This is a genomic window from Cupriavidus sp. 10L45 (genome assembly GCF_056395225.1).
On sequence record NZ_JBFTJC010000003.1, the window covers coordinates 293,032 to 312,066 of the forward strand.

Annotated in this window: 15 protein-coding genes; 4 read left to right on the top strand and 11 right to left on the bottom strand. The window is 67.9% G+C overall.

Features of this window, described 5'->3' with window-relative positions; all coding sequences use genetic code 11:
* Positions 1–6: 6 nt before the first annotated feature.
* The 10 genes from AC1DFU_RS07330 to AC1DFU_RS07375 form a co-directional block, all read right to left on the bottom strand.
* Positions 7–3,546, bottom strand: coding sequence for a transglutaminase family protein (locus AC1DFU_RS07330; protein WP_441591495.1), 3,540 nt, complete (start codon positions 3,544–3,546; stop codon positions 7–9).
* 152 nt (positions 3,547–3,698) lie between these two features.
* Entirely contained in the window at positions 3,699–4,388 is a 690-nt protein-coding gene (locus AC1DFU_RS07335; RefSeq protein WP_369823465.1) for a tetratricopeptide repeat protein, read from the bottom strand.
* A gap of 180 nt (positions 4,389–4,568) precedes the next feature.
* On the bottom strand, positions 4,569–5,264 hold the full coding sequence (gene kdpE, locus AC1DFU_RS07340) for a two-component system response regulator KdpE (RefSeq protein ID WP_092291206.1): 696 nt from the start codon (positions 5,262–5,264) through the stop codon (positions 4,569–4,571).
* Between the two features lie 5 nt (positions 5,265–5,269).
* On the bottom strand, positions 5,270–8,155 hold the full coding sequence (locus AC1DFU_RS07345) for a DUF4118 domain-containing protein (protein ID WP_441591497.1): 2,886 nt from the start codon (positions 8,153–8,155) through the stop codon (positions 5,270–5,272).
* Between the two features lie 67 nt (positions 8,156–8,222).
* Positions 8,223–8,858, bottom strand: coding sequence for a potassium-transporting ATPase subunit KdpC (kdpC, locus tag AC1DFU_RS07350; protein WP_441591499.1), 636 nt, complete (start codon positions 8,856–8,858; stop codon positions 8,223–8,225).
* 25 nt (positions 8,859–8,883) lie between these two features.
* On the bottom strand, positions 8,884–11,064 hold the full coding sequence (gene kdpB / locus AC1DFU_RS07355; protein WP_441591501.1) for a potassium-transporting ATPase subunit KdpB: 2,181 nt from the start codon (positions 11,062–11,064) through the stop codon (positions 8,884–8,886).
* A gap of 14 nt (positions 11,065–11,078) precedes the next feature.
* Positions 11,079–12,905 carry a potassium-transporting ATPase subunit KdpA gene (kdpA, locus tag AC1DFU_RS07360; RefSeq protein WP_441591623.1) on the bottom strand — a complete coding sequence of 609 codons (1,827 nt, stop codon included), beginning with the start codon at positions 12,903–12,905 and terminating at the stop codon, positions 11,079–11,081.
* A gap of 11 nt (positions 12,906–12,916) precedes the next feature.
* On the bottom strand, positions 12,917–13,006 hold the full coding sequence (gene kdpF / locus AC1DFU_RS07365) for a K(+)-transporting ATPase subunit F (protein WP_092291198.1): 90 nt from the start codon (positions 13,004–13,006) through the stop codon (positions 12,917–12,919).
* Positions 13,006–13,134, bottom strand: coding sequence for a hypothetical protein (locus AC1DFU_RS07370; RefSeq protein ID WP_255370702.1), 129 nt, complete (start codon positions 13,132–13,134; stop codon positions 13,006–13,008). The genes kdpF and AC1DFU_RS07370 overlap by 1 nt, the downstream gene beginning before the upstream one ends.
* 178 nt (positions 13,135–13,312) lie before the next feature.
* The gene (locus tag AC1DFU_RS07375; RefSeq protein ID WP_441591503.1) at positions 13,313–14,284 is read right to left on the bottom strand and encodes a magnesium and cobalt transport protein CorA; all 972 of its coding nucleotides are present in this window, start codon (positions 14,282–14,284) and stop codon (positions 13,313–13,315) included.
* Positions 14,285–14,481: 197 nt separating this feature from the next.
* Between AC1DFU_RS07375 and minC the strand changes: the two genes are divergently transcribed.
* The 4 genes from minC (at position 14,482) to AC1DFU_RS07395 (ending at position 18,011) form a co-directional block, all read left to right on the top strand.
* Positions 14,482–15,300 carry a septum site-determining protein MinC gene (minC, locus tag AC1DFU_RS07380; RefSeq protein ID WP_441591505.1) on the top strand — a complete coding sequence of 273 codons (819 nt, stop codon included), beginning with the start codon at positions 14,482–14,484 and terminating at the stop codon, positions 15,298–15,300.
* A 72-nt stretch (positions 15,301–15,372) separates the two neighbouring features.
* Positions 15,373–16,188: a septum site-determining protein MinD gene (minD, locus tag AC1DFU_RS07385; protein ID WP_092291192.1), complete on the top strand. Its 816-nt coding sequence runs from the start codon at positions 15,373–15,375 to the stop codon at positions 16,186–16,188.
* A gap of 15 nt (positions 16,189–16,203) precedes the next feature.
* Positions 16,204–16,458 carry a cell division topological specificity factor MinE gene (gene minE, locus AC1DFU_RS07390; RefSeq protein WP_011296252.1) on the top strand — a complete coding sequence of 85 codons (255 nt, stop codon included), beginning with the start codon at positions 16,204–16,206 and terminating at the stop codon, positions 16,456–16,458.
* Between the two features lie 449 nt (positions 16,459–16,907).
* On the top strand, positions 16,908–18,011 hold the full coding sequence (locus AC1DFU_RS07395; protein ID WP_092291190.1) for a porin: 1,104 nt from the start codon (positions 16,908–16,910) through the stop codon (positions 18,009–18,011).
* Positions 18,012–18,091: 80 nt separating this feature from the next.
* Here AC1DFU_RS07395 and AC1DFU_RS07400 read toward each other — a convergent pair whose 3' ends face one another.
* On the bottom strand, positions 18,092–18,895 hold the full coding sequence (locus AC1DFU_RS07400; protein WP_092291188.1) for a response regulator transcription factor: 804 nt from the start codon (positions 18,893–18,895) through the stop codon (positions 18,092–18,094).
* Positions 18,896–19,035: the final 140 nt, after the last annotated feature.

The following is a 19,035-nucleotide window of genomic DNA, read 5'->3' on the forward strand; positions in this document are numbered from 1 at the left end:
GTCGGGCTAGATCTGCCGCAAATCGAGCGTAAAGGGAAATTCGAGGCTGCGTTCCACCGGCGGCGCCACGGACCGCCCCGGCGTATGGCCGATGGTGAAGAAACGGGCCAGCCGCCGGCTTTCGGCCTCGTAGGCGTTCACCGGGAATGTCTGGTAATTACGGCCGCCGGGGTGGGAAACATGATACTGACATCCCCCTACGCTGCGATCCATCCACGTATCCACCACGTCGAAGGTCAGCGGGGCATGGGAGCCGATGGTCGGATGCAGCGACGACGGCGGCGCCCAGGCGCGGTAGCGCACGCCTGCCACGTACTCGCCGGCGCGCCCGGTGGGCTGGAGCGGGATGGTCCGGCCGTTCACCGTCACCACATGGCGGGTCTCGTTCATGCCGAGCACGCGCACCTCCAGCCGCTCCACCGACGAATCGACATAGCGCACCGTGCCGCCCGCCGCGCCCTCCTCGCCCATCACGTGCCACGGCTCCAGCGCCGCGCGCAGTTGCAGCGAGAGCCCGGCCGCCTCGGCCTCCACCTCGCCCACGCGCGGGAAGCGGAACTCGAAGTGCGGCGCAAACCACGCGGACTCGAACACGAAGCCGGCGCTGCGCATCTCCGCCAGCACGTCCTCCAGATCCATCTGCACGAAGGTGCCGAGCATGAAGCGGTCGTGCAGCGCCGTGCCCCAGCGCGTGAGCCGCGCGGTATAGGGCGTGCGCCAGAAACGGGCGACCATCGCCCGCAGCAGCAGTTGCTGCACCAGGCTCATGCGTGCGTGCGGCGGCATTTCGAAGGCGCGCAGCTCCAGCAGGCCGAGCCGGCCCGTGGCGCCATCGGGGGAATAGAGCTTGTCGATGCAGAACTCGGATCGATGCGTATTACCCGTCACATCAGCAAGCAGGTTGCGCAGTGCCCGGTCGATCAGCCATGGCGGGGTGTGGCCATCGCCGGCGCCTTCGTGCAGCGCCACCTGCCGACGCAGTTCCGCGAAGGCGATCTCCAGTTCGTAGAGCTGGTCGTTACGGGCCTCGTCCACGCGCGGCGCCTGGCTGGTCGGGCCGATGAACAGGCCCGAGAACAGGTAGGACAGCGCGGGATGGTTGTGCCAGTAGGCGATCAGGCTGGCCAGCACGTCAGGCCGGCGCAGGAAGGGGCTGTCCGCCGGCGTGGCACCGCCGAGCACGAAGTGGTTGCCGCCGCCCGTGCCGGTGTGGCGCCCATCGAGCATGAACTTGTCGGTGGAAAGGTGCGTCTCGTGCGCGGCCTGGTAGAGGAACTCGGTGTGATCCACCAGTTCCGCCCAGTTGCTGGCCGGATGGATGTTGACCTCGATCACGCCCGGGTCCGGGGTGACCTGGAGCAGCTTCAGGCGCGGATCGCGCGGCGGCGGGTAGCCTTCCATCACGATCTTCATGCCGAGTTCGGCCGCCGTGGCTTCCACCTCGGCCACCAGCGCGAGGTAGTCCTCGAGCACGGTCAGCGGCGGCATGAAGACATAGAGGATGCCGCGCTTGTCGCCCATCGCCTTCAACTCGACGGCCGGGCCGGCCGCGCGGCTGGGATGGCGCACTTCCACGCAGAGCGCGGTACGGATGATGTCCGCCGCCGACTCGCCAAGCGCGGGCGGGCGGGTGAAGGCCGGGGCCAGGCCCGCTGCGTCGGCCGTGGCGACCGGTGCGGGTGCTGGCTCCGCTGGTGTTGCGGGCCCGGACGGTGCCGGGGCGACGGCCTCGCCGCGCGCCTGGGCGGGCCGAACCGCCATGGCGGCCGGACCCAGCCCGGTCGGTTCGAGCGACAGCCCGCCGGCCGGCGCCGGCAACTGGCTGCGCAGCGGTGTAGTGGCCGGCAGCGGGGCGCGCGGGGCGAAGGGGTCCTGATCGAACTGCCACGGGTAGTCGGCCTCGGACACCCACGGCAGGGCGTCGAGCGGCAGCCGGTAACCCATCGGCGAATCGCCGGGCAGCAGATACATGCGGTCATCGCGCAGGAACCACGGGCCGGTAATCCATGCGGCGTCATTGCGCGACGGCGGCTCCTGCGTGGCGCGGGCCAGCGGCAGCACGTAGCCGGTGACGCGCGACAGGCCGCCTTCGAACACCCGGCGCAGGCGGGCGCGCTCCATGGCGTCTTCCAGCCGCGCCTCGTGCGGATCGACGTTGACCGGCAGGCTGCGCTCGCGCCACAGGTAGTACCAGACGTCCTCGTAGCCGGGCAGGATGAAATGCGACGCCAGGCCGAGCCGGGCGGTCAGGGTTTCCATGAAGCGCCGGGCGTCGGCGTCAGTGTAGGCGTCCGGCTCGCGCTCATCGGCGAACAGCGCCGGGTTCTCCCAGCACGGCACGCCATCGGCACGCCAGCAAATCGACAGCGCCCAGCGCGGCAACTGCTCGCCCGGATACCACTTGCCTTGGCCGAAGTGCAGGAAGCCACCCTCGCCATATTGCGCGCGCAGCTTCTGCACCAGTTCGGTGGCCAGCCCGCGCTTGGTGGGGCCGAGCGCGTCGGTGTTCCATTCGGCGCCCTCGCGGTCGCGCGCAGCGACGAAGGTGGGCTCCCCGCCCATCGTCAGGCGCACGTCCATCTGCTCCAGCGTCCGGTCGACGGCTGCGCCGGCCGCATCGACGGCCATCCATTGCGCCTCGGTATAGGGCTTGGTCACGCGCGGGGACTCATAGATGCGCGTGATCGACATATGGTGTTCGAAGGAGACCTCGCACTCGTCCACCGCCCCGCTCACCGGCGAGGCGCCGCTGGGCTCCGGCGTGCAGGCTAGCGGGATGTGGCCCTCCCCGGCCAGCAGCCCGGAGGTGGGGTCCAGCCCGATCCAGCCGGCGCCGGGCAGGTAGACCTCGCACCAGGCATGGAGGTCGGTGAAATCGGTCTCGGCGCCTACCGGGCCATCGACGGCCTTCACGTCGGGCGTCAGCTGCAGCAGGTAACCCGATACGAAACGCGCCGCCAGCCCAAGATGGCGCAGCGTCTGCACCAATAGCCAGCCGGTGTCCCGGCACGAGCCGGAGGCGTTCTCCAGCGTGGTCTCAGGCGTCTGCACGCCCGGCTCCATGCGGATCAGGTAGCGGATGTCGTGCTGGAGGCGCTGGTTCAGGGCCACCAGGAAGTCCAGCGTGGCGGTGGGCGTCCGGTCGATGCTGGCCACGAAGGCCGCCAGGCGGGGGGTCAGCTCGCCGCGCACCAGATAGGGGGCGAGGTCGTGCCCGAGGCTGGCGTCGTAGTCGAACGGGAATGTCTCGGCCGATGGCTCCAGGAAGAAATCGAACGGGTTGTAGACGGCCATTTCCGCCACAAGGTCCACCGTGACCTTGAAGCTGGTGGTCTTCTCGGGGATGACCAGGCGGGCGAGGTAGTTGGAGAACGGGTCCTGCTGCCAGTTCACGAAGTGCTGCGCGGGCTCGATGCGCAGGGAATAGGACAGGATCGGGGTCCGGCAATGCGGCGCGGGGCGCAGCCGCACGACTTGCGGTGACAGATTCACCGGGCGGTCGTAGCGGTAATGCGTGACATGGTTCAGCGCAACGTGCGTAGCCACTACAACCTCCCAGGGGTGCGGTGAATCGTCAGTAATGCGTCAGTGAATCGTCCAGATGGGCATCGGCCGGATGGAATGCAGCAAGCAAGACTTGTACCGAGCCCTATCGGCAGACCGCGCCGTGGCCCCGACGAAGTGGCGCGCGCGGCGCTTCACATCGACCCGCCACTCTTGGCGCGCAGGCCTTCCTCCAGCAGCGACCGCAGCTTGGCCAGCGCGCCGGGGTCCCCGCCTGCCGCCGCGCGGGCGTACCAGATCTTGGCCTGCTCGATGTCCTTGTCCACCACGCCGGGCTCGCCCCGCTCGTAATAGCTGCCGACGATGTACTGCGCGCCACCGTCGCCGGCTGTGGCCGCCCGGCTGTACCAGGTGAACGCCTTGCCGTAGTCGCGCGCCACGCCCCGCCCGGTGAAGTAGTTGGTGGCCAGCGCCATCTGCGCCTGCACATGCCCGCCCTGCGCCGCGCGCTCATACCAGCGATTGGCCTCCACGAGCGACTTCGGCACCAACTCGCCGCGCTCGTTCAGATCGCCCAATGTGAACTGCGCATGTGTCATCTGGTTGTCAGCCGCCTTGCGCAGCCAGACCAGCGCCTCCTGCGGCTTGGGCGACGTGCCCTCGCCACGCAACAGCATCATCGCGTAGTTGAACTGCGCCAGCCGGTTGCCCTTCTGCGCCGCCGCGGCAAACCCCTGCAGCGCGGCATCGAACTGCCCAGCCTCGTAAGCGGTCACCGCATCGCGCGTCTGCGCCTGCGCGGGCGCCGGCGGCTCGGTGGCGGCCCGCATCGGTGCGGCATGGGCCACGGACAGCACGCAGGCCAGAAATGCCATGCACGCCATGACAGCGGCTGCGGCCTGGCGAATCGGGACAAGGGAGGCAGACATGACGTGACTCCGGCGAGCAGGGGTCGGACGGAACGGGGCGCTACCAATTCAGTGTAGCGGACGACGCTTCGACCGGCTCGCCAGAATGCGAGTCGTCTTATGTACGTGGATTGGACGGCACAGAAGACTGGGGGATCACGCCGCGAAGCGGTAGCCGACGCCGACCTCGGTCAGCAGGTGGGCCGGCTGGGCGGGGTCGGATTCAAGTTTGTGGCGCAGGTGGCCCATGTACACGCGCAGGTAGTGGCTGCTCTCGGCGTGCGACGGGCCCCAGACCTCGCGCAGCAGTTCGCGGTGGGTCATCACCTTGCCGCGGTGGGCAATCAGCACCGCCAGCAGCCGGTATTCGATGGGGGTCAGGTGCACGGGCGCCTCGGCGCGCGTGACGAGGCGGTTGGCCAGGTCCACCTGCACGTCGCCGAAGGCGATGGTCGGCGTGCCCTGCGGATTGGCGCGCGCGTGGCGGCGCAGCAGCACGCGCACGCGCGCCACCAGTTCGCCCACGCCGAAGGGCTTGGTCAGGTAGTCGTCCGCCCCGGCGTCGAGCGCGGCGATCTTGTCGGCCTCCTCGGTGCGCGCGGATAGCACCAGCACCGGCACCTGCGTCCATGTACGCATCTCGCGGATCAGCGTCATGCCGTCGCCGTCGGGCAGGCCGAGATCGAGGATCACCACGTCTGGCTGGCGCGTGCCGGCATCGATCAGCCCACGCTTGAGCGTCTCCGCCTCGTGCACGGTGCAGCCCTCGGCCTGCAGCGATTCCCGCACGAAGCGCCGGATATGGGGCTCGTCCTCCACCAGCAGGACGGTCGGCGAATAGTCGAATGGCATCTCGTTCAGGGTTCCGTCCTGGCGACCTGGTTCAGGTCGCTCAGATCATTGAGGTCGTTGAGGTCATGCAGGGTTTCCGGCTCGATGTCCGGCGGATTGCCGCGCGGCAGCGCGAGCGTGAAGCGCGCGCCATGCGGCGCCGCGCCGTGCACCGGCTCCACCCAGATGCGGCCGTCGTGCGCCTGCAGGATGGCGTCGCACACCGCCAGGCCCAGCCCCACGCCTGCCGTGGCGGACTCGTGCGCGCCGCGCGTGAATTTCTCGAAGATGCGGCGCTCCTGCCCAACCGGCACGCCGGGGCCGTCGTCCTCGACGAACACCTGCACCATCTCGCCGGCCACGGCGCCGCCGATGCGCACCGTCGTGCCCGGCGGCGTGTACTTGGCAGCGTTCTCCAGCAAGTTGCAGAGCACGCGCTCCACCAGCACGGCGTCGCACTCGACCAGCGGCAGCGCCGCCAGCCCCGACACCTGCACCGGGTGCCCCGCCAGCGCCTCGCGCATCGCCGCCAGCGCCGCGCCCACCAGTTCTTCCATCGACTGCCAGCCGCGCGTAAGCGACACGTCGTGCCGCTGCAGCCGCGCCATGTCGAGCAGATTCACCACCATCGTCCGCATGCGGTGGGCCTGGACGCGCATGGCGTCCACGGTGGCCGCCACATCGGCCGGCAGCGGCGCCCGCGCGAGCGACTCGGCCATGCCGATCAGCCCGGTCAGCGGCGTGCGCAGGTCGTGCGACACCGCTGCCAGCAGCGAACTGCGCAGCTGCTCGGATTCGATCGACACCAGCGCCTGCTGCGCCACCTCCACATAGTGCAGCCGCTCGATGGCGATGGCGATCAGCGTGGCGAACACATCGGCCTGGCGGCGCAGCGCGGGGTCGGCCAGCGCGCCCCAATCGTGCGGCTCCACGGCCAGCACGCCGCGCGTCTGCATCGGCGCCTTCAGCGGCAGGTACAGCACGGTGCTGCCCGGCAGCGTGTGGGTGCCGGTGCCGGCCGCTTCGCCATGGTCGAACACCCACTGGGCCAGCACGGTGTCGATGGCTTCGCCCTTGGTGGTCCGACCTTCTTTCGGACTTGTCTCATTTGGATCCGCCACCGGAAGCAGCCGGCCCGATGCGGAGACGAGGAAGAACGACGCGTGGGCGTCGAACGCGGCACGCAGGAAGCGTCCGCCAATCTCGACGATCTGCTGCGTGGTCAGCGCCGCCGACAGCTCGCGCGCCAGTTCGTAGAGCGTGCGCGCGTCGGTCTCGCGCCGCACCGCCACGCTCGCCTGCTCGCGCAGGCCGGCAGTGAGCTGGCCGATGACCAATCCCACCGTCAGCAGCACGACGAAGGTCAGCAAATACTGCACGTCGCTGACGGCGAACGAGAGCCGGGGCGGCACGAAGAAGAAATCGAACGCCCCTACCGACAGCACCGACGCCAGCGCCGCCGGCCCCCGCCCATGGCGCAGCGCCACGCCCACCACGGCGGCCAGGAACAGCATGGCGATGTTGACGATGTCGAACCAGGGCCGGGCGAATGTGGACAACAGCGTAGCCCCGGCGCACCAGGCCACCGACCAGACATAGTCGAGGCGGCGCGTACCCGATTCGGCGACGTTTTCCTCGGACATCGCCCCTGCCGGCAGGCCCTGCGTGGCCGGCAGCGGCGCCGCGCGTGTGGTGTCGGCCGCCACGCGGATCACGTCGATTTCAGGGCAGCCGGCCGCCAGCGCATCGGCGAAGGTCTGGCGGCCGATCAACCGGTTGCCGGCGCCCAGCACCGGCGACAACGCGCGCCCCAGCAGCATGCGGCCCTGTTCGAGCCATCCGCCTTCATGCTGCCAGTCGGTGCGCGCGCGGCCCACCAGCACCTTGGTGAGATTGTGGCGGCGCACGTAGCCGGTGACCGCGCGCACCATATCGTGTCCGGCCAGCGTCTCGGTGCGGGCGCCCAGTTCCTCGGCCAGCCGCATTGCCGCGCGCACGCGGGTGCGCACCTCGGTGGACAGCGGCACCAGCCGGGGCGTGGCAATCGTCACCACGTGCCAGTCGCAGTCGAGCTGGCTGGCCAGCCGGCGCGCGCTGCGCACCACCTGCTCGGCGTCGTCGCCGGTGCCGATACAGGCCACCAGCGCCTCGCGCGTGCGCCAGACCGGTTCGATCGACTGGGCGTCGCGATAGGCGCGCACGTCGTCATCGACACGATCCGCCGTGCGCCGCAGCGCCAGCTCGCGTAGCGCGATCAGGTTGCCCTTGCGGAAGAAATTGCGCGCGGCGTGGCGGGCCTGCTCGGGCAGGTAGACCTTGCCCTCGCGCAGCCGGCGCAGCAGTTCGTCGGCGGGCAAGTCCACCAGCACGACGTCATCGGCGTCATCGAACACGGCATCGGGCACGGTCTCCCAGACCCGCACGCCCGTGATGCCGCCCACGGCCTGGTTCAGGCTCTCCAGATGCTGCACGTTGACCGTGGTCCAGACGTCGATGCCGGCGGCCAGCAGTTCGGCGATGTCCTGCCAGCGCTTGGGATGCCGGCTGCCGGCGGCGTTGGTGTGGGCCAGTTCGTCCACCAGCACCAGCGCGGGATGGCGCGCGAGCACGCCATCGAGATCGAATTCCTTGAGGATGCGGTCGCGGTAGGGCATCTCGCGCAGCGGCACGCTGTCCAGCCCGGCGACCAGCGCCTCGGTTTCGGCGCGGCCGTGGGTCTCCACGACGCCCACCACCACATCCACCCCCTGCGTGCGCAGCGCGCGGGCGGCGGTGAGCATCGCAAATGTCTTGCCCACGCCGGCCGAGGCGCCGAAGTAGACCCGCAGCTTGCCGCGCCCGGCGCGCGCGCCCTCCTCCTGCATGCGTTGCAGCAGGGCGTCGGGGTCCGGGCGGTTGTCGGCGAGGGTCATGGTAGAGGGGGCGGTGGGACGGATTCTGCCACGGGGCCGGCGGCCGTGGGCTGGCGCATCCATTCCATCAGGCGCCCCGCTTCACCCCATCCAGCGCAAGGTTCAGCTTCAGCACATTCACCCCGGGCTCGCCGAACACGGCCAGCCCCGGGCCTTCCGTGTTCGCCGAGATCAGGGCCTCCACCTGCGCCACCGACAGCCCGCGCAGACGCGCCACGCGCGCCGCCTGGTAGCGGGCCGCCGCCGGGCTGATGTGCGGATCGAGGCCGCTGCCCGAGGCCGTCACCAGATCCACCGGCACCGGCGCCTTGTTGTCGGGGTCGGCGGCCTGCAGCGCCTCGATGCGCGCCCGCGCCGCGTCCGTCAGCGCCGGGTTGCTCGGCCCGAGGTTCGAGCCCACCGACGCCGCCGCGTTGTACGGCATCGGCGCCGTGGCCGACAGGCGGCCCCAGAAGTACTTCGGCTCGGAGAACGGCTGGCCGATCAGCGCCGAGCCGACCACCTTCCCATCCTTCTCGATCAGCGAGCCGGCGGCCTCGTGCGGGAACACCGCGCGGGCGATGCCGGTCACCGCGCCGGGGTACAGCAGCCCGGTCACCACCGCCAGCCCGACGAAGATCGTCAGCGCCGGCCGAAGCAGCCCCGGCTGGCGCGGTACGTTGTTTGCGGCGGCGCCCATGGCGGCCTTGGTTTGCGTAGTCATGCGTATTTCTCCTAGACGACTCGGCTCAGACCCAGCCGAACATCGTCAGCAACAGATCGATCAGCTTGATCCCCGCGAACGGCACGATGATGCCGCCCAGCCCGTAGATCAGCAGGTTCCGGCGCAGCAGCACGGCCGCCCCGAGCGGGCGGTAGACCACGCCGCGCAGTGCCAGCGGAATCAGGGCGACAATGATCAGCGCGTTGAAGATCACCGCCGACAGGATCGCGGACGCCGGCGTGGCCAGCCCCATCACGTTCAGCAGGTTGAGCTGCGGATAGGTGGTGGCGAAGGCGGCCGGAATGATCGCGAAGTACTTGGCCACGTCGTTGGCCACGCTGAACGTGGTCAGCGAGCCGCGCGTCATCAGCATCTGCTTGCCGATCTCGACGATCTCGATCAGCTTGGTCGGATTGCTGTCCAGGTCGACCATGTTGCCGGCCTCGCGCGCTGCCTGCGTGCCGCTGTTCATGGCCACGGCCACGTCGGCCTGGGCCAGCGCCGGGGCGTCGTTGGTGCCGTCGCCGGTCATGGCGACGAGGCGGCCCTCGCGCTGGTACTCGCGGATCAGCGCCAGCTTGGCTTCGGGGGTGGCTTCGGCCAGGAAGTCGTCCACGCCGGCTTCCGCCGCGATCGACGCCGCCGTGAGGCGGTTATCGCCGGTGATCATCACCGTGCGGATGCCCATCCGGCGCAGTTCGCCAAAGCGCTCGCGGATACCGGTCTTGACGATGTCCTTGAGTTCGACCACGCCGAGCACGCGCACGCTGTCCTCGGTGCCTTCGGAGATCGCCTCCGCCACCACCAGCGGCGTGCTGCCGGCGCGCGCCACATCGTCCACGGCCTGCATCACGGCATCGGGGAACTTGCCGGCGCGGTCGGCCACGTAGCGGCGTACCGCATCGGCGGCGCCCTTGCGCACGCTGCGCACCCGCGCGCCGTGGGTGACGTCCACACCACTCATGCGGGTCTGGGCGGTGAAGGGAACGAACACGGGGGCGTCCAGGCCCTTGCCGCCCATTTCGGGGACGGTGGCGTCGGGCTGCTGGCGGGCCAGCGCCACGATGCTGCGGCCTTCCGGCGTCTCATCAGCCAGCGACGACAGCCAGGCGGCTTCGGCCAACTGGCGCGGGGTCACGCCCGGTGCGCAGATAAAGCGCGCGGCCTGGCGGTTGCCGTGCGTGATCGTGCCGGTCTTGTCGAGCAGCAGCACGTCCACATCGCCAGCAGCTTCCACGGCCCGGCCGGACGTGGCGATCACATTCGCCTCCATCATCCGGCTCATGCCGGCCACGCCGATGGCGGACAGCAGGCCGCCAATGGTGGTCGGGATCAGGCACACCAGCAGGGCCACCAGCACCGTCACCGAGACCGGCACGCCGGCCTTGGCCACCATCACGCTATATAGAGAGAACGGTTGCAGCGTGGCCGTGGCCAGCAGCAGGACCAGCGTCAGGCCCACTAGCAGGATGGTCAGCGCCAGCTCGTTGGGGGTCTTCTGGCGCTTGGCGCCTTCGACCATGCCGATCATGCGATCGATAAAGCTCTCGCCGGGGTTGGCGGTGATGCGCACCACGATCCAGTCGGACAGCACGCGCGTGCCGCCCGTGACCGACGAGAAATCGCCGCCGGACTCGCGGATCACCGGTGCGGACTCGCCCGTGATGGCGGACTCGTCGACCGAGGCCACGCCTTCGATCACGTCGCCGTCGCCGGGGATCATGTCGCCGGCCTGGACCAGCACCACGTCACCGCGACGCAGGTCCGTGGCGATGCGCGCCTCGGTGGCGCCATCGGCCCGGATGTTGGTCCGGCCCGGGCGCAGCACGCGTGCCGTCACCGTGGTCTTCAGCCCCCGCAGCGCGGCAGCCTGCTGCTTGCTGCGGCCTTCGGCCATGGCTTCGGCGAAGTTGGCGAACAGCACCGTGAACCACAGCCAGATGGAGATGGCCAGGATGAAGCCGGCCGATTCCCCACCCTGCACGGGGCTGAACAGGGCGCGCAGGAACAGTATCGACGTGAGCACGCTGCCCGCGTAGACCACGAACATCACCGGATTGCGCAACTGGGCGCGCGGCGACAGTTTCCTGAAGGCGTCGACGATGGCCGGCTTGACCAGCTCGGGCGCGAACATGCCGCCCCGGGCCGGAACCTGACGCGGGGTACGCGCCACCGAAGTGCGCGTCACCGTAGTGTCTTGCTGCATACGATTCTCCACGATTACCGGGCCACCGCCTGAGTGGCGGCCGGGATGTGCTGCAACTGCTCGGCCACCGGGCCCAGCGCCAGCGCCGGCACATAGGTCAGCGCGCCTACCAGCAGGACCGAGCCCACCAGCAGCACCACGAACAGCGGGCCGTGCGTCGGCATGGTGCCGGCGGTAGGCGGGGTGCGGCGCTTGGCGGCCAGCGAGCCGGCCATCGCCAGTACCGGCACGATGATCCAGAAGCGGCCGAACCACATTGCCGCGGCGAGCAGCCCGTTATAGAACGGCGTGTTGGCGGAGAGGCCCGCGAACGCGCTGCCGTTGTTGTTCGCCGCCGACGAGAGGGCATAGAGGATTTCCGAGAAACCGTGCGTGCCGGGGTTGAACACCCCCGCGCGGCCGGCCTCGGTCATGACCGCGATGCCCGTACCCACGAGCACCAGCAGTGGCGTGACGAGGATCGCCACGGCGGTCATCTTCATCTCGTAGGCTTCGATCTTCTTGCCGAGGTATTCCGGCGTGCGGCCAATCATCAGCCCGGCGATGAACACCGCCAGCACCGCGTAGACCAGCATGCCGTACAGGCCCGAACCCACGCCGCCGAACACCACTTCACCCAGCTGCATCAGCAGCATCGGCACCAGCCCGCCGATGGCCGTGAACGAGTCGTGCATGCCGTTCACCGCGCCGCACGACGCCGCCGTGGTGATCGTCGCGAACAGGGAGGTCGCCGAGATGCCGAATCGCACTTCCTTGCCTTCCATGTTGCCGCCGGCCTGGAGCGCAGAGGCCACGTGGTCGATACCCAGCGATGTCAGCGCCGCGTTGACCTGCTGCTCGGACACCACGGCGGCAATCGCCATGACCACGAAGATCACGGTCATCGACGCCAGCACCGCCACGCCCTGCCGGCGGTCACGCACCATCTCGCCGAAGGCGAAGCACAGCGCCGCCGGGATCAGGAAGATGGCTAGCATTTCCACGAAATTCGTGAACGGCGTGGGGTTCTCGTAGGGGTGCGCCGAGTTGGCATTGAAGAAGCCGCCACCGTTGGTGCCGAGCATCTTGATGGCTTCCTGCGAGGCCACCGGACCCATCGCCAAGGACTGCGTGCGGGTCTTGACGGTCTCCGTCACGGGCTGGCCGGCGGTGTCGAGCACGGGCTGGCCGGCCGCATCCACCTTGGGCTGGGTGTAGGTGAGTTCCGAGACCAGCGCTGCATCCTGGTAGCGGTCGAAGTTCTGGATCACGCCCTGGCTGACCAGCAGCAGCGCGGTAATCAAGGACAGCGGCAGCAGCACATAGAGCGTGGTGCGCACCAGATCGACCCAGAAATTGCCGAGCGTGGCGGCGCCGTGGCGCGCGAAGCCGCGGATCAGCGCAAACACCACCGCAATGCCAGTGGCCGCCGAGACGAAGTTCTGCATCGTCAGCGCCAGCATCTGCGTGAGGTAGCTCATCGTCGATTCACCGGCGTAGCCCTGCCAGTTGGTATTGCTGACGAAGCTGATGGCGGTGTTGAACGAGGAGTCGGGCGAGATCGCGCCGAACGCCTGCGGGTTCAGCGGCAGCATGCCCTGCAGGCGCTGGATCGCATAGACGAAGACCACGCCGAGCACGTTGAAGACGAGGACGGCGATGGCGTACTGCTTCCAGCCCATCTCCGCGTCCGCGCGCACGCCGGCCAGACGGTAGAGCGCGCGCTCAAGAGGGCGGCCCCAGGCGGTCAGGCGATAGTCGCCCTCCTCCAGCGCGCGGCGCATGTAGCGGCCGAGGAACGGCGCCATCGCGAACAGGATCGCGAGGTACAGGACCAGCAGCCCGATGAATTGTGAGGACAACGGCGTGGACATCAGAATTTCTCCGGCCGGAACAGGGCAAAAAGCAGGTAGAGGAAGATCGCGGCGGCCAGGGCCCCGCTCAGGATGTCGGTCCAGTCCATCAACGCCCCCGCTCGTCGTCCGTCTGCCGCGCAGACGGCGGGTTGGCGCCCAGCGCGGCGCACAGTGCCAGCAGCGCGCCGGTCAGCGCGCCGAAGGCCAGCAACACGAGGAAATAGATCCCGTCCATACAAACCCCAAATAGGAAAAACGTGAAGGATTCACGTTGACTTCACGTTCTGGAGATTAGGGACGGCGGGGTAAAAACGGGGTAGAGAGGGGGAGGGGTGGTGTAAAGAAGATATAAAAACGGCGCCAACGCCAGGCGTGGCGCCGTTTTCCAGCCATGGCGGCTGAGCCGGACTGGGCTAGATCCAGCCCGCCCGGTGCAACTTGCGCCAGAGCCAGGTGCAGGCCGTGGCGGTCACGCCGATGACCACCGGATAGGCGTAATGGAGCTTCAGCTCTGGCATAAAGCTGAAATTCATGCCGTAGAGGCTGAAGATCACGGTCGGCACGGCGAGGATGGCGCCCCAGCCGGCCAGCCGCTTGACCACCTCGTTCTGGCCCACCGTGACCAGCGCCAGGTTGACCTGGACCGCCGTGGTCAGCATCTCGCGCACCACGTCCAGCGTGCGGACGATGCGGCTGGCGTGGTCCTCGATGTCGCGGAAATAGGCGCGCAGCTCCTTCGGCACCAGTTCCTCGTGCAGCCGGATCAGCTGGCTGCAGATGTCCTCCACCGGATAGACCGCGTTGCGCAGCCGCAGCACCTGGTGCTTGACCTGGTACAGCCGTTCGATGGCGGCACGATCGAATTCATCGCGGAAAATGTCCTGCTCTAGCGTTTCGAAGCTGTCCTCGAGCCGGTTGACGATGGGCAGGTAGTGGTCCACCACGAAGTCCATCAGCGCATAGAGCACATAGCCGGGGCCGTTGGCCAGCCCCTGCGGGTCGCTCTCGCAGCGCTCGCGCACCGGGGCGTAGGTGGAACTGGCGCCGTGCCGTACCGAAACCACGTAGTTCGGGCCGACGAACAGGTGCGTCTCTCCCACCACCACCTCCTCCCCGACCAGTTGCGCGGTATTGAGCACCACGAAGACCGAATCGCCGTAGGTTTCCAGCTTGGGCCGCTGGTGGGCGTCCAGGGCGTCCTCCACGGCGAGGTCGTGCAGCCCGAACGCCTGCTGGACCTTGCGCAGCAACGCCAGGTCCGGTTCGTGCAGGCCCAGCCAGACAAAGGTGCCGGGCTCGGACAGTACGCCGGCGAGGGCGTCGAATTCGACCGGACCCAGCTTCTTGCCTTGACGATAGGCCGCGCAATTGACGATGGCGCCCATGGGAACTCCGTTGTCGAGATGCGCAATCGTAACAAGAGCGTCACCCTTCTGCGAGCGTAAGCGGCATCGCCCGGCACTTTAGGCGCGCGATCCGGCCGGGAAGCCCCGCATCGGGCACGTTCGGCGCCGGGTTCGAGAATTGTTACAGTTCGCCGGAGAACCGACGTTAGAATGTGGCATTTCCACGGTCACCGACTATGTCTCAGAAGAAATCGCCACGCTTCGAGCTGCGCAGTGGCAACGTCGACGCCCTCCTTCTCGCCCTCAAGACCGCCGACATCGAGGCGCTGCGGGATGATCTCCTCTCCCGCTTCGAATCGACCCCCGATTTCTTCTCCAATGACGTGGTGGCGCTGGACCTGCGCCGCCTGGAAGGCGACGACCGCCTGGCGCTGGACCGCGTGATCGACACGCTGGCCACCCTGCGGGCCCGGGCCATCGGCGTGGTGGCGCGCGACGACCAGCGCGCCTGGGCCGAAGCCTTCGGCCTGCCGCTGCTGGAGAGCCAGAGCCGCCGTGGCGGCCGGGACGAAGCGGCGACGGCTGCCTCGCCCGCCGGCGCCAAGGACGCCACCACGGCCGCCGAAACCCCTGAATCCCCCGCCGCCGAAGCCGCGCCAGTCAACAACACGGCCTCGGATATCGCCGAGATCATGGCCGCTGCCGCCGCCCCGCGCGCGGTGCCGACCCTGCTGATCGACAAGCCGTTGCGCTCCGGCCAGCAGATCTACGCGCAGGGCGACGTGGTGATCCTGGACCTGGTCAGCTACGGCGCCGAGGTCATCGCCGAAGGCAACATCCATATCTATGCCCCGCTGCGCGGACGCGCGCTGGCGGGTGTCAAGGGCAACCCGGACGCGCGCATCTTCTGCACGTGCCTGGAGCCCGAGCTGATTTCCATCGCCGGCATCTATCGGACCGCCGAGCAGACGCTCCCGGCCGATGTGCTCGGCAAGTCGGCCCAGGTGCGCCTGGCTGACGAAAAGTTGATTCTCGAACCGCTGCGGATGAAATAACCGCGCTAACCCATCGGTACGGCCGGCCCGCCCGGTACGAAATACCCTGCACCCATACTGGACCATAGAGCCATGGCAAAAATCATCGTTGTGACCTCCGGCAAGGGAGGCGTTGGCAAGACCACCACCAGCGCGAGCTTCGCCGCCGGCCTGGCCCTGCGGGGCCACAAGACGGCCGTGATCGACTTCGACGTCGGCCTGCGCAACCTCGACCTGATCATGGGTTGCGAGCGCCGCGTGGTGTATGACCTGATCAACGTGGTCCAGGGCGAAGCCAACCTGAACCAGGCGCTGATCAAGGACAAGAAGTGCGAGAACCTGTTCATCCTGCCGGCGTCGCAGACGCGGGACAAGGACGCGCTGACCCGCGACGGCGTGGAAAAGGTCATCAACGGCCTGGTGGGCATGGGCTTCGAGTTCATCGTCTGCGACTCCCCGGCGGGCATCGAGTCCGGTGCGCTGATGGCGATGTACTTCGCCGACGAGGCGCTCGTCGTGACCAACCCGGAAGTCTCGTCCGTGCGCGACTCGGACCGCATCCTCGGCATCCTGGCCTCGAAGACCAAGCGTGCCAGCGAGGGCGGCGAGCCGATCAAGGAGCACCTGCTGATCACGCGCTACAACCCGAAGCGCGTGCATGGCGGCGAAATGCTGTCGCTGACCGACATCCAGGAAATCCTGCGCATCAAGCTGATTGGCGTGGTACCGGAATCGGAAGCCGTGCTGCACGCGTCCAACCAGGGCACGCCCGCCATCCACCTGGAAGGCAGCGATGTGGCCGACGCCTATGGCGACGTGGTGGACCGCTTCCTGGGCAAGGACAAGCCGATGCGTTTCACCGACTACCAGAAGCCGGGCCTGCTCTCGCGCATCTTCGGTAACAAGTAAGGAGGACTCATCCCTATGTCGATCCTGTCCTTCCTGCTGGGGGAGAAGAAGAAGTCAGCGTCGGTCGCCAAAGAGCGGCTGCAGATCATCCTCGCCCATGAGCGCACCGGCCATTCCGCGCCGGCCGATTACCTGCCGGCCCTCCAGCGCGAGCTGGTGGCCGTGATTTCCAAGTACGTGAAGATCAGCGACCAGGACCTGCGCGTCAGCCTGGAGCGCCAGGACAACCTCGAAGTGCTCGAGGTGAAAATCGAAATCCCGCAAAACTGATTGCCCTTCGGCATTTTCGGTATTCGTTTTTCGGTTTTCGAATTAATTCGAGTTTCCCGGTCCTGAACGGCGCGCGGATACCTTCCGTGCGCCGTTATCCCATTAACTAAGGGATAACCCGCCCCTCGCAAGGAGGGGTTTTTGCATTGCAGCAACCATCCACGTGGTGGCTGCAATCGCGCCTGCACAGCCGCCCCACCGCTCGCCTCCCACGTCCATGCACTGCCATGGCGCACGCTGCAATGCACCATTATCACGAGGGTGTGACATTGTGTAGCGACAAACCAACGGAATTGCACCAAATGTCTCTCTAGAGTGCCGGTTCACGCTGCTTTTATGTCCGAAAGTTCCGTGTTTTGTTAAATTTTCGCGGCGTTTACTGCAAACGTAAACCTTTGTGCCGGCCGTGATCCGGTTACGGCACAACCACAAGACAGAAAAGGAGCACCATGAAGAAATCGCTACTCACCCTCGCCATTGGCAGCCTGCTGGCCGGCAGCGCCTACGCACAGACGTCGGTGACGCTGTACGGTATCGTTGACCAGAGCATTCGCTTCCAGACCAACGCCGACGCCGGCAACCACAGCCAGACGCAGCTGACCAACGGCGCGATCACCAACAGCCGTTGGGGCATCAAGGGCAGCGAAGCACTGGGCAACAACCTGAAGGCCATCTTCCAGCTGGAAAACGGCTTCGATCCGGATACGGGTCGTTCCAACCAGGTCAGCACCGCCAACCCGAGTGGCCGTATGTTCGGTCGTCAGGCCTACGTGGGCCTGGCCGGTGACTTCGGCGCAGTCAAGCTGGGCCGCCAGTACACCGAAGGGTTTAATTTGTTCGGCGACTTCGACCCGCTGACCATCGGTAACTACGACAACAACGCCTGGCCGTTCTTCCTGACCCAGATCCGTACCGACAACGTGGTGAGCTACTCGGGCGCGTTCGCGGGCCTGAACGTGGGCGCCAGCTACGGCTTCGGTGAGACCGCCGGCAGCATGACGCGCAACCAGTACTGGGGCACCCGTGCCTCGTACGACATCGGGCCGTTCGGCATCGGCGCCGTGTACCAGGAATTCCGCAACGCCAGCAGCGAGCGCCAGCAGATGTGGGGCCTGGCTGGTAAGTACACCATCGGCGCAGCCAAGCTGTTCCTCGGTTACGTCGGTGGCCGTGACGCCACCGGTACGATCGACAATGGCTTCCTGAACCGCTCGGCCGCCACGACCACGGTTGCCGCCCAGAACGCCATCGCCGCCGGCGCCGCCAACACGCCGCGCAAGGACATGATCGGCTACGTCGGCATGACCTACCAGGTCAGCCCGGCCCTGGCCGTGACCGGCGTGTTCTACGGCGACCACGTGAAGGACAAGAACGGCGTGGAAAGCAGCGGCAACCGCTACACCGGCGTGCTGCTGGCCGAGTACTCGCTGTCCAAGCGTACCCAGGTGTACGGCACCGTCGACTACAACAAGGTCACGGGCGCTGTGCAGGCCGAAATGCCTGGCAAGAACAACCAGACGGGCGTGGCCGCAGGTATCCGCCACATCTTCTGATTGTTGGTCTGACCGCATCGCAGAAAGGCACCTTCGGGTGCCTTTTTGTTTTTCAGGGCGGCGGGTCGTTCCTGCCGTCATCAGCGATTGGGGCCCAGCACCGGCTGGCGGCCCGTTCCACGGCGCCTGCGGGAGCCGCCGGCCGGCGCGGCGTCGGGCTTGGGTGCAGGCCCCGCCGACCCCTCGTCGCCGAGCAACTCCAGCCGATAGCCATGCGTGTACAGCGGGACGATGCGCACGCCGTTGTCGGGCCAGAGGCCCAGCTTGTTGCGCACGCGGGAGATGTGGGTGTCGATGGTGCGGGACATCGGCGGGATGTCGCGCCCCCAGACCGCCACCACCATGTGTTCGCGCGGCACCACCCGGCCGGCGTTGCGGAACAGCAGTAGCGCGAGGTCGAATTCCTTGGGCGTCAGCGCCACCTTCTGGCCGTGGCATGTCGAGGCCCGGGTGGCCAGGTGGAAGGCGAAGCAGCCCCAGGCCATGCTGCCGTCGCGCGACTGCCGCAGGTCCGGGTACGCGCGGCGCAGCAGCGCCTCGATCCGCGCGGCCAGTTCCTGCGGGCGGATCGGCTTGACCATGTAGTCGTCCGCTCCCGCTGCCAGCGTCGCCACGATGTCCCGCTCGTTGTCCAGCCCGGTCAGGAACATCACCGGCACGCGGGCGTCCAGATGGGCGCGCACCCACGCCAGCACCTCGCGGCCGCTGACCTGCGGCGCGTGCCAGTCCAGCAGCAGCAGGTCGAACGTGACCTTGCGCAGCGTCAGCAGCATGCGCCGGCCGTCGTCGAACGTCACGCACTCGTGCCCGGCGGCGGTCACGATCTCCCGAATCCGCGCGGCGTGGCCGGCGTCTGGCTCCAGCGAAGCTATCCTCAATCCCATCGTCGTTGCGCGCCCCCGAGGCGCATCCGTTGTCTGCCATCCGAGCATTAGAGGCCGGGACGCGTCGCAACCCTATAAGACGATGCTCATTTTTAGTCGGCAACAAATGTTTACTTCGTGCCGGCCGGCGCGCGGCCTAC